This window comes from Chitinophaga agri, assembly GCF_010093065.1.
GTDB classification, from domain to species: Bacteria; Bacteroidota; Bacteroidia; order Chitinophagales; family Chitinophagaceae; genus Chitinophaga; species Chitinophaga agri.
The window spans coordinates 5,205,307-5,217,356 of the sequence record NZ_CP048113.1 but is presented as its reverse complement, the minus strand read 5'-3'; the positions used below and the strand labels follow the sequence as shown (position 1 = coordinate 5,217,356).

9 protein-coding genes are annotated in these 12,050 nt (G+C 47.4%); 3 read left to right on the top strand and 6 right to left on the bottom strand.

Annotation, left to right across the window (positions count from 1 at the left end):
* Window positions 1-30: 30 nt before the first annotated feature.
* The 4 genes from GWR21_RS20795 to GWR21_RS20780 all read right to left on the bottom strand — a co-directional run bounded on the left by GWR21_RS20795 (window position 31) and on the right by GWR21_RS20780 (window position 3,670).
* The gene (locus GWR21_RS20795; protein WP_162333607.1) at window positions 31-453 is read right to left on the bottom strand and encodes an outer membrane protein assembly factor BamD; all 423 of its coding nucleotides are present in this window, start codon (window positions 451-453) and stop codon (window positions 31-33) included.
* Between the two features lie 57 nt (window positions 454-510).
* Complete coding sequence (locus GWR21_RS20790; protein WP_162333606.1) at window positions 511-1,656, bottom strand: ABC transporter permease; 1,146 nt, start codon at window positions 1,654-1,656, stop codon at window positions 511-513.
* Window positions 1,657-1,660: 4 nt separating this feature from the next.
* Window positions 1,661-2,803 carry a glycosyltransferase gene (locus GWR21_RS20785; RefSeq protein WP_162333605.1) on the bottom strand — a complete coding sequence of 381 codons (1,143 nt, stop codon included), beginning with the start codon at window positions 2,801-2,803 and terminating at the stop codon, window positions 1,661-1,663.
* Window positions 2,804-2,866: 63 nt separating this feature from the next.
* Window positions 2,867-3,670 carry an alpha/beta fold hydrolase gene (locus GWR21_RS20780; protein WP_162333604.1) on the bottom strand — a complete coding sequence of 268 codons (804 nt, stop codon included), beginning with the start codon at window positions 3,668-3,670 and terminating at the stop codon, window positions 2,867-2,869.
* A gap of 72 nt (window positions 3,671-3,742) precedes the next feature.
* Between GWR21_RS20780 and GWR21_RS20775 the strand changes: the two genes are divergently transcribed.
* The 3 genes from GWR21_RS20775 to GWR21_RS20765 all read left to right on the top strand — a co-directional run bounded on the left by GWR21_RS20775 (window position 3,743) and on the right by GWR21_RS20765 (window position 7,711).
* A complete protein-coding gene (locus GWR21_RS20775) occupies window positions 3,743-5,536 on the top strand; it encodes an acyl-CoA dehydrogenase family protein (RefSeq protein WP_162333603.1) in 1,794 nt (597 codons plus the stop codon).
* Between the two features lie 85 nt (window positions 5,537-5,621).
* A complete protein-coding gene (locus GWR21_RS20770) occupies window positions 5,622-7,358 on the top strand; it encodes an N-acetylmuramoyl-L-alanine amidase family protein (RefSeq protein WP_162333602.1) in 1,737 nt (578 codons plus the stop codon).
* 20 nt (window positions 7,359-7,378) lie between these two features.
* Window positions 7,379-7,711 carry an SdpI family protein gene (locus GWR21_RS20765; RefSeq protein ID WP_162333601.1) on the top strand — a complete coding sequence of 111 codons (333 nt, stop codon included), beginning with the start codon at window positions 7,379-7,381 and terminating at the stop codon, window positions 7,709-7,711.
* Between the two features lie 80 nt (window positions 7,712-7,791).
* On the opposite strand, the gene GWR21_RS20760 is transcribed toward GWR21_RS20765, so the two are convergent.
* Window positions 7,792-8,844 (bottom strand): phytase, encoded by a 1,053-nt coding sequence (locus GWR21_RS20760; protein WP_162333600.1) that lies wholly within the window; start codon window positions 8,842-8,844, stop codon window positions 7,792-7,794.
* Between the two features lie 32 nt (window positions 8,845-8,876).
* Window positions 8,877-11,693 carry a TonB-dependent receptor gene (locus tag GWR21_RS20755; protein WP_162333599.1) on the bottom strand — a complete coding sequence of 939 codons (2,817 nt, stop codon included), beginning with the start codon at window positions 11,691-11,693 and terminating at the stop codon, window positions 8,877-8,879.
* Window positions 11,694-12,050 lie beyond the last annotated feature (357 nt).

The following is a 12,050-nucleotide window of genomic DNA, read 5'->3' as shown; positions in this document are numbered from 1 at the left end:
TTTACAATCTGATACTATATTAACTGATTATTATTCATCAGATTTATTAGTGATCCAGAATGTCTTGATAATTTTATTATTCTCATTCCCAACAGATGTGATCGTCAACGTCACCTTTACCGTCCGGATTGGCTCCAGTCCGATCAGTGTAACATTGATCACACTGTCCGACGATGGTGCTACCGGATTCTGGGGAAATACAATCCCACCCGGATCAGTAATAACATCCACTTTGACGTTGACACCTTTATCGGGCATCTTGGAATTCACCTTCACCTGAAAAGTATAACTACTGCCGGGCGCTGCGGTATACTGACCTTCTGCCACATTTTCGAGGGATACCTTCAGGCCTTCTTCTTCTGGTTTAGGTTCGATTGCTCCTTTTTTGCCACAGGCTGCTAAAGTCAGCCCCAGGAAAGCGAGCACAATAAAAAGATATGATTTCAAAGGCATAGTAAAGAATTATGGATAGTGGTAAAATTAATTATTTTTTAAATGCGATCCAAGTGTTTACCGGCGTACATCCAGGGCATCACGCAGGCCATTTCCCAACAGGTTAAAAGCCAGCACCATGCTCATAATAGCGAGCCCGGGTATCAGGGCCAGCATAGGGTTGTGAGTGATGATAAAATTGTAGTTCTCCTTGATCATCAGCCCCCAGGAAGGTTGCGGTGGCTGTACACCTACTCCCAGAAAACTAAGCCCCGCCTCGACTACAATAGCTGTGGCAAAGTTGCCCGCCGCCACGACCATCACCGGCCCCAGAATATTAGGCAGTATATGACGTACAATAGTGCGGGTATGACTAAAACCCAGCGCCTGTGTCGCTTCTATAAATGGCAACTCACGCAGTGCCAGTACCTGTCCGCGGATGATCCTGGCTACATTGACCCACATTGTCAGCCCAACGGCTATGAATACCTGCCAGAAACCTTTCCCCAGCGCCAGGGTGATAGCAAACACCAGCAGCAGCGTCGGTACTGACCATATAACATTGACCAGCCACATTACCACCTCGTCAGTCACTCCACGGAAATAACCTGCTACTGCTCCCAGAAAAATACCGATCGTGAGCGAGATCACTACCGCAATACACCCCACACTGAGACTCACCCTCGTACCGACGAGCAACCGGCTCAGAATGTCACGGCCAAACTTGTCCGATCCCAGCCGGTAAATGCGTTCCTGAATGTGCGCTGACCGTATCTGCTGCTGCCACTCTTTCAGCCTGGTCCCTGCCGGCATCTCCCTCGCATACAATACACGGCTCAGCGTATATTTCTCCGGCATGGTTTCCTCTTCATCGAGATAACGCGCTACCACAATGGATTCCCCTTCAAAATGCCAGTCACGGATAGGAATATAGTTAACCGTATCTGGCTGGCCATTCATCAGCCGGGTGAACCAGCTGGTTCGTACAATAGCGCTCTCGCGCTTTAAAGCCAGTGTACGTATGTGAAACCCCGGCTTTTGTCCGCCAGCCTCCAGCATCATTCTATTTGCATAAGGCGTACCGTCAGGCGCCAGCAGGTAGGCGAAAATGCTCAATATGACTGCCAGTACGATCAACAACATACCCGCTACAGCGCCCTTATTGCGCCGTAAACGTTTCCATGCCTGCCGGCCGAAAGATGTATAGTTATTCGTATCTGACATACCGTTATTTAACTTTTCTGCCTTTCCACTGATAGGAACCAAATTTTCCTAACCATCCCGCCACTACAATGTAAGGAATATGAAACAACTGTCCGGGAATAAACCGGGACAATAAAGTGGTTTTACCAAAGAAACGTGCGACAGGTATCAGGAAATAAAATTCCACCACGATCTTGTAGGTCAGCAATCCGAGCACCAGCAGCCTCCATCCTGGCAGGAACAGCGCAGCAATGCCTGCCAGCAGCATTCCCACATTCCAGCAATACACCAGCGCCAGCACCCAGATCAGGCGCTTATCATCATACTTATCTGCTTTGGAAGACCAGCGTATACGCTGATGCATAAAAGATCTGAAAGTATCCACCGGTAATGTTCTTACTATCGCCTCGTCATTTTTCATATACAATACACCGTTAGGATAAGCACGGTAGACCTTAAACATCAGCAGCATGTCATCTCCTGAAGCGATATTATCTATCCCCCTGAAACCACCTACCTCATAAAACACCTTGCGTTCATAGGCGAGATTGGCACCATTACACATTGTACCGGATTTCAATGCCGCCAGTGCTCCGGTAATACCCTGCATCGTCATGAAGTCCAGCGACTGTAAGATCTTGAAGAAGTTATCCTCCCTGTAGAAACTTACCGGTGCTGCAATAAATTTTGGTTGATAGGTCTCGTAAAACTGTACCATACGGGTGATCCATTCCGGCCCCATGACGCAGTCCGCATCGGTGGTCATGATGATATCGCCGGTAGCACGTTCTACTGCCATCTCAATTGCCTTCTTCTTATACGAATTTAACCGTTGCTCAGCACTCAGATGCTGGCTCAGTTGCAGCAGATGAATGTTAGTTGCGGGGAAGCTGCGAACAATGTCAGCTGTTGCATCCGCAGAGAAATCATCTATGACAATCACCTCAAATAATTCCGCCGGATAAGACTGTGCTTTCAGTGCCTGCAGCAGTGGTGGCAGGTTATCTTCTTCATCCCTCGCAGGAATGATCACGGTGACCTTTGTGCGGCCACTTATAGCATGAGCAGGTTGAAAGGACTGCAACTTTTTCCAACCCTGTCCATAACGAAACATTAAATAGCCGTAAATAATACCCAACAGGGACAGGATCGATAGAATAATGTACATAAACTGTTTCAATAGGCTGCAGCATTACTGGTCTGCAGCAGATGGTATGTTGTTGTTGATAGATTAAAAAATATAGGCGGTGATCACTTCTGCCGCTTCTTCACTGATCAGCTGATGTCCACGTTCCAGCACCCTCATTTCACAGGGGAAGGTACCATCCATAAAACGAATGCCCAATACTGGCGGAATAACGCGGTCATATTTACCAAAAAGCAGCAGCGTTTGCACCCGGTGCGTTTTCAGTTGTTGCTTACACAATTCCCTGTCGGGCATCATTTGCCCCATACATGTCCAGACAAAATACACCCTTTCCCGCTTTTCGAGGGTGTCCATACTGTTAAAAGCGAATTTGTGCAATCCCCGGCTGATGAGCCTTAACTTCCGCCAGGCATGCAGCAGGCCGAAAAACAACTGCGGATGGTAGGTACAGTACCTGAACAGCCACTTCCCTATTGCAGTCTGTGTGGCAAACATATGCCAGCGGTTATCTTTTAGTCCGTCGGGAGCCAGCAGATACAGCCGGTCAATTCTCTCAGCCAGCAGCTGTACCACACAAAGCGATACCCTACCCCCCATACTGTACCCCATCAGGGAGAAAGTCTTGAAACGGTAATGCTGGAGAATGAGTAGTATTACTTCTTTCAGATCTTCCATGGCAAATGCCCGCTCCTCCTTCCACTCCGTTTGCCCATGCAGTGGCAGGTCCAGCGACACAATGGTATAATGGGTACCCAATGTATCATGTAAACGACTGTAGCTCTCCGCATTCTCTCCAAAACCGTGCAGGCAGATGAGCAGTTCCTCACCTGTTCCACTCGTTATGATATGGAAACGGCTTTTCAGATATGGCAGAAAAAAAGAAGACATGCCGCAAATTTATCAACTTTTGCCATTTGCCCTAAAACAAGTAAATTACAATAGGACCAAAAAAAATTCAGGATGGACGCTACAGTTGATAACAAACATGCCTTAAAAGGCGTGGAATTCCTCGTTAAAGAAACCCCTGCCAACGAAGTCTTTACACCCGAAGATTTCAATGAAGAGCAACGCATGATCAAAGAAATGGCGGAGCAGTTTGTAACCAAAGAAGTTTCTCCCGTACTGGACCGTATTGATAAACTGGAGGAAGGGCTGATGCCTTCCCTGCTGGACAAAGCCGGTGAGCTGGGCCTGCTGGGCGCAGCATTTCCGGAAGAATATGGCGGACTGGGAAAAGATTTCGTCACCGCCACCCTTATCAACGAAGCCCTGGGCGCAGGCCACTCCTTTTCAGTAGCAATGGCGGCTCATACCGGCATTGGCTCCCTGCCTATCCTGTATTTTGGTACAGAGGCTCAAAAACAAAAATATATTCCATCCCTGGCCAGCGGACAAATGAAGGGTGCCTATGCCCTGACAGAGCCTAACTCCGGATCGGATGCACTGAGTGCCAAAACCACTGCTAAGCTATCGGAGGATGGCAAGTTCTATATACTGAACGGTCAGAAATGCTGGATCACCAATTCGGGTTTTGCAGATGTATTCACTGTATTTGCAAAGATCGATGGTGAGCAATTCACCGCATTCATCGTAGACAAAGATACTCCTGGCTTCACTTTAGGAGCGGAAGAACATAAAATGGGTATTAAAGGATCTTCCACAAGACAGATCTATTTCCAGGACGCCCAGGTACCGGCAGAAAATGTACTCGGCGAGATCGGTAAAGGCCATCTCATCGCGTTTAACATTCTCAATATCGGTCGTCTGAAACTTTGTGCGGCGGCTATCGGTGCGGCTAAGAACGTTACCACTATCACAGTGCAGTATGCCAATACCCGCGAGCAGTTCAAACAGCCCATCGCTAATTTCGGCGCTATCAAACATAAACTGGGTGAAATGGTGATCCGGAACTGGGTATGTGAATCGGCCCTTTACCGCACTGCGCAGCTCATAGACGATAAAGAAAAAGAACTGATCGCCGCCGGCAAACCGTTCGCAGAAGCACTGCTCGGTGCAGCAGAAGAATATGCAGTGGAATGCGCCATCCTGAAAGTGCAGGGCTCTGAAGCACTCGACTTCTCCGTGGATGAAGGCGTGCAGATACACGGCGGTAACGGCTTCAGTGATGAATACGTTATCTCCAAGGCATACCGCGACAGCCGCATTAACCGCATCTTTGAAGGTACCAACGAGATCAACCGCCTGCTGGCGCTCGACATGACATTAAAACGGGCACTCAAAGGCCGCCTGGACCTGATGAACCCTGCCATGAATGTCATGAAGGAACTCATGAGTATTCCGGACTTCGGTAATGATGATGAAACACCTTTTGCTGCAGAGAAAAAAGCAGTTGCCAACTTCAAAAAAGCCATCCTGCTGGTAGCAGGTGGCGCGGTACAGAAGTTGATGCAGGAAATCCAGCATGAACAGGAAATCCTCATGAATATTGCCGACATGGCGATTGAGACATTCGGCGCAGAAAGTGCATTACTCCGTCTCCTGAAACGAATAGAACTGGAAGGTGAAGCGGCTAATGCATTACAGGCTGACATCGTACGGACGTATATCAATGATGCGGCTGACCGCATCAACAAATATGCAAAAGATGCGATTAACTCTTTCGGTAGTGGTGACGAACAAAGAATGATGCTCCTGGGTATCAAACGCTTCACGAAAACCACTCCATTCAACACAAGAGATGCCCGCCGTCGTATAGCCGACAAACTAATCGCAGAAAATAAATACGCCTGGTAAGCTGACCATCGCAATTTTTCAATACTTTCGAGTGCCATCCGTAAGAGCGGATGGCACTTTTTTTGGACTACTTTGCCGCGGGACTATGAGGAGATTCGCATTACTACTACTGTTACAAACAGCATATACAGGTCTGCAACTACATGCACAGGCGTACCTGAAAATGGCACAGCCACTCAGGACGGAAATCAATACCAGTAGCTCGAAGCAATACTGGTCAGGACGTACCTGCGTAGGATGTAAAGTGTTGCTCAACAATGATAGCATTTATGTATACCCTAATGGTGTCTTCGCCATCAAACGCGAGATAAAACACGGCAAGAGTACCTATGTGCTATCCTCAACTGACAGCACCGGTAAATTCGTATCACGTACGTATCATTTCTATTTTAATCCGCTCCCCCCTGCGCGTGTAACGCCATCGTTCCGCATAGATTACGTTAATATATCCCCTAAGACCAATACCATCCTCTCAGCGGGTGATACCCTGCGTGTACGCATGAAGGGCTATCCTGACGGACAGGCCAGCTGGTTCAATGGTAAAACCATTCCTGAGCTGCCTGCCGCACAGTCAGGTGGCATTCCGGGATTCTATTCAGGCTATTATGTATTGACAGAAGCAGACTCACTGCTGGACGGGAAGATCAATGTAACGCTGAAACACAAAGGGCAGACAGCCGTACTGGCAGGCAGCTCGCGGTATACCTATCAACGGAATTCCCAACTGACCGCCCGTACCATTGATGATATGAGCTACCTTACCATCTCTCCCGATGGCGATCGACTCGGGCCCGAAAAGATGGGGTACCTGGACAGGAATGTGCTACTGCGCATCTCAGGAAAAGAAGGTAGCCACTACAGGGTAAGACTGAGTCAGAACCAGTTTGGCTACATCCCTGAAGGACTTGTAGATACCATGACGCTTACTGAGCCAGTACCAGAGAGCATCGTCACCGAAGCCAGGGTATGGAGCGATAAACAATATGATTATATCTCTGTAGGACTCGCGGATAAACTACCCTACCTCTCCTCCCAGGAAGTCAATCCGGGTAAGATCACGGTAGATATCCATGGCGCGTTTTCCGAACCGGGCTTCCTCCCAGCCACACGGCCGACGGGAGAGATCAGCCGGATAGACTGGAAACAGGTAAGCCCGGACGTATTCCGTATAGCCATTTCCCTGACACATAAACAACCCTGGGGATATAAGATCTACTACGCCGACAGTAACCGGATCACTATCCGCATCAAACACCAGCCAGCCAGCCTGGAGCTGAAAAACCTGACTATCGGACTGGATGCCGGTCACGGAGGTGGCAATATTGGTACTGCTGGCGCTATGGGCATAGCAGAAAAACAACTGTCGCTGACCATGACCTTACTCGTCAAAGCTGCCCTTGAAAAAGAAGGCGCACGGGTGATCACAACACGTATGAGTGATGTCTTCGTCGACAACCAGGCCAGGTTGTATAATTACCGGCAACTGGCGCCCGACCTGCTGCTAAGTATTCATATGAACTCGTCTATCAATCCGGTAGACATCAAAGGCACTGCTAACTATTATAAACATACGTTCTGTGAGCCGCTGAACCGGTTTATACATACCAGGTTGCTGGAAACGGGGTTGGCAGACTTTAAGAATAATGCTAACTTTAACTTTATTCTTAACATGCCTACAGAGATGCCATCAGCATTGATAGAGACACTGTTCCTCAGTTATCCGGAAGATGAAATGCGTATACTGGATGAGAACTTCCGGTTGGTGCTCGCAGACAAGATAGTACAGGGGCTGAAGGACTTTCTGCAGGATGCCGGGAAATAACCCTTAAAATTGTACGACCCATGATTTCACTAAACAGCTTATTGATTTCGCCCTTACTGCCAGGAGTAGTTTTTATCATCGCAGCATTCATCTCACAAAGGTACCCACCTAAAAAGATCAATGCCACCTATGGCTACAGAACACAGAAATCAATGCAGAACGAAGAAAACTGGCAGTTGGCCAATAAGTATTCCAGTAAGTTAATGATAAAGGTTGGTGTTATGCTTGCATTAGCAGGACTTGTATTCTCCTTCCTTGTGTCAGATATGATGATCTCCGGGATATTAACAGCAGTATTGACAGTTGCAGCCGCAATGATGATCTTCTTCTTTACAGAAAGACAACTAAAATAATAAAAGCGTATCTGATGATACTATAAACGAAAAAGGCGTCCACCCCAGGTGAACGCCTTTTTTCGTCTCTATTTTCCAGTCTATTTATCCTTGATCTTAGCTAGTATATCTTCCCATGAATAGTAGTGAAAAACCCTTCCATTGCTCATCGCCACGAACATGCCTTTAGGGAATTTACTGCCCAGTGGAACAGCCGTCACTTCCGAGCCATCACTTTCCAGGGTGGATACCGGCACTTCTGCTATCAGCTTATGCTCATTTGCTACACCATTCTCGCCTTCCCTTCTGTAGATCATAAATGAATTGTTTTGCTGATTGGAGACCAGTACATAACCTGTAGAATCGGATGTCGGGTAAATGGAAATACCCTCGTGATCGGACACAAACCCTGCGGTTGCAAACAGCGCCAGTTCTTTATTATCCCCTCTGGCCGGATCTGCCAGGTACTTGCGTACACCAACTGTTTCGTCAGAATAATAAATGTATCCCAGCTGATTGTCTACCGCAATAGATTCGATCTCTTTCTTCCCGCTATAGGCACCAAACTTTCTTACCACATGGCCTTTCACTACTCCATTCTCATCCGCCAGGTGATATTGCCATATATATCCATCAGCAGGGCCGCTCTTACGACCTACGATGGCAAAAATGGTACTATCCTGCGGACGGGTATAGAGCGCAATACCCATTGGTGCACGTTCCTTCTCCCCCTCAAATACCGGTATGCCGCCGTTATCCACCGGTGTCAGATCAGGCAGGCGGAATACCCTGATACTATTTGTTTCTCGTTCCGTCAGGACGGCTATATCAACCAGCTGACCATTTAATTTGAAGCCATAAGCGATGTCCACATTATTAGGGCGTTTCAGACCCAGTACTTTGTTGACAATTTTCCCCTCCAGATCAAAGGCATACAATCCACCATCACTATCCTTATCTGTGCCTATGATGAGGCTTTTCAGCGTATCTTTTTTATTGATCCAGATGGCCGGGTCGTCAGTATCGTGCCCTGTTTCCTGTGTTACAACCACAGGCTTTATACCATCCTGCCTTACTACAGTCTTCGCAGAATCCACCTGGCATGCGCCGAGGATGACAAGACCACTTAAAGGCGCCAAGATTTTCTTAAGCATGTATGTTATTCTATTTTATAAAAAACTATAAACTACAGATCGAACTTCACACCGAAGTTGTATCTCGGGCGATAGTATTCTGCCTGCATAGTTCTGGAAGAGATACCCTGGTAGTAGCGCAGTGGCTGGTTAGTCAGGTTATTTGCTTCGCCGAATACTCTCAGCGTCTTTGTCAGCTTGAAGGAAGCATTCAGGTCCAGGAAGAATTGTTTATCGTAAAAACGGTCATCGAAATTGTCGCCACCCAGTTCATCCAGATAAGAAGCAGTATAGTTACCGGACAGTCTTGCTGTGAAACGAGGGTTCTCATAAGACAGCGAAGCGTTGAACATATGTGGTGCAGTACCTGGTAAGGTTACATCGGTACGTTTGTCACCATCAGCATTGAAGATACCGTCCGCCTTAGATTTGGTATAGGTATAGTTCACGTACACACCGAAACCCTTCAGGAAACCTGGCAGGAAGTCCAGCTGACGTTGCAGGGCAACTTCAAAACCGTATACTCTTACATTGTCACCATTACGTGCCTGTTTGTATACCCACTCCTCACCAGCAGGAATAGGATTAGTAGCTACATCTTTATAGTCATTCGCAAATTTCTCTCTGGTGTAGGTGTTATCTCTGTAAGTGTAGATAAAGTGGCTGATGCTCTTGTAGAACAGGCCACCGGACAGGATACCCACTGATTTAAAGTATTGCTCAGCCATCAGGTCAAAGTTCCACGCATAAGCTGCTTTCAGGTCCGGGTTACCAGCACTCAGTTCAGCATCGTCAGCAAGGCTGCTTACATAAGGAGCGATATCATAGTAGTTTGGACGTGCAATAGAAGTGGTGGCAGCTGCGCGCAGCACCAGGTCACTGTTTACATTGTATTTGAACGTAATACCTGGCAATACGTTGGTATAACTGTTCTTCACATTACGCTGTCCTTCCAGGTCTTCTTCTTCCGCTACGATGTTACCTTCATAATTGGTTTGAGTATTTTCAACACGTACACCTGCGATAACAGATAGTTGTTTGGTCAGGTCCTGGTCCCAACGGATGTAACCAGCAGAGATAGTTTCCTTTGCATTAAAGTTAACCGCCAGATATTCAGCAGGAACATCGCTCTTTTCAAATTTGGAAGCATCATTCAGCTGCTGTGCACCCAGGAATGTATTCGTTACGAAAGTACCTGGAACATATTTTTCTCCCGGCTGATACCCTTTGCCACTCATGTTGGTGTTGGAGATGCCTGCCAGGTTAGCAAAATCACTGGTTGGTTCGTACTCAAAGAAGTTATTGAGTCTTTCTTTGTCTTTCAGACGCAGACGTGTACCAACACGCAGGCGGCCTTTCTGACCAGCGATCACACTGAATGGGAAACGTACATTCAGTTTGAAACCGAATTCGTCTTCTTTTGTATAATCATGGTTTTCGCTCAGCGCTTTGAAAGAAAAGTCTTCATCTCTCAGGGTAGGAGCAGTTACCAATGGGAAACGCGGATCACTCACGTCCATGTTTACCGGACTACCATTAGAAGCGCGATATTCGATATAACGCTCATTAGGTCTGTCTTCGGTTGCTTTGGAATAGCTGGCAGACCAGTCCAGATCTACTTTGCTACCCAGCAGGTGCTCACCACGCAAGGAGTAATTTTGTACACGCTGATCTTCCAGACGACGGTTCTTGTTACGATTGTTGTCAATACCACCTTTCGTCTGACGACGCACAGAAGCTGTATAACCGGTAATAGCGTCATTGGCGTCGTATTCTGGCTCTATGCTCGTGTAACGCAGACGGTAACGGTTTTCCCTGTCGTCGCGCCAGTTGTACATAGCGCTGGCGTAGAGGGTGTTCTTCGCATTGATCTTATAGTCCAATGAGGCAGAAGCACTTCTGCGGATACGCTGTACATTGTATTTACGTATTTCTGATTCAGACACGAAAACATTCCCGAAGTCATCTTTGCTCCAGGTAGCTTCCATATCATCAGAACCGTAATCATTATTATTATAGGAAGCACTTACTACTGCCCCAAGTTTATTATTGAAGAAGCGGTTAGCAACTACCAGCCCGCCAGTATATAAAGCTTTACCACGGATAGGGTTTACACCACCGGAAGCGGTTGCAGATACGCGCAGGCCATTTGGAGCCGCGCGGGTCACCAGGTTTACGGAACCACCGATCGCGTCAGCGTCCATATCCGGGGTCAGGGTCTTGTTCACTTCAATGGTCTGTACCATATCAGAAGGGATCAGGTCCATCTGTACACGACGGTTATCGCCTTCAGCAGAAGGGATACGGTCGCCGTTCAGGGTTACTGAATTCAGCTCGGGTGCCAGACCACGAATGATGATGTTACGGGCTTCACCCTGGTCGTTCTGCATCGTGATACCAGGGATACGTTTGATCGCGTCTCCTACGTTGGCATCAGGAAAACGGCCGATCTGGTCGGCTGATACAATATTAGTGATGTTGGGATTGTTTCGCTGCTGGTTGAGGGCTTTTGCCTGTCCACGCAAACGGTCTCCCACTACCAGTACTTCTTTACCAGCAATACCACCGGCTTCAAGCTTCAGTTGCAGGTCAGTGGTCTTGCCAGCAGTAACAGCTACTTCCTGGGAAAGTGTCTGGTAACCAATGTAGGTAACTTCCAGGGTATAGGTGCCGGCAGGCACACTTAAAAATTCAAACTTACCCTGTTGATTGGAGACAGTGTAATGATTGCCGGGTTTTAATTTAAGCGTCGCACCAGGCAAATTCAAATGCTGGTTCTTGTCGACGATGTTACCGGTCACCAGGCCGGTCTGTGCAAAGCATAAAATGCTCATGCAGGAAAAGAGAAAGGTGAATAGAATTTTTTGCATATCGGTAGAGAGTTATTCCGTTGACGCAAAGGTGCGATGGTGATCTCCGGAAGCCAAATTAACGGGGTTACAAAAAGGCTACACCGTTACAAGAGGCGTGAACAAGGAGGCAACAAGCGCAACAAATCGACCATAACTAATTGGTTTACAATATACATTACCGTAACAGATTGTCCGTTAAGAAAATGTTACCGTAACATTAAGCGTATATTAACAGGTAATTTCGGGGGGATTATTTGCCTTGGGTCGTAGCGTTGTTTTGTATGGTTAGGGGTTGGATACGGTGACGGGGTCAGATTTTCTCCTGGTAAATAAGGGACGCAATAGTGTCTTTCAGCGCGATTGGTACCGCTACTG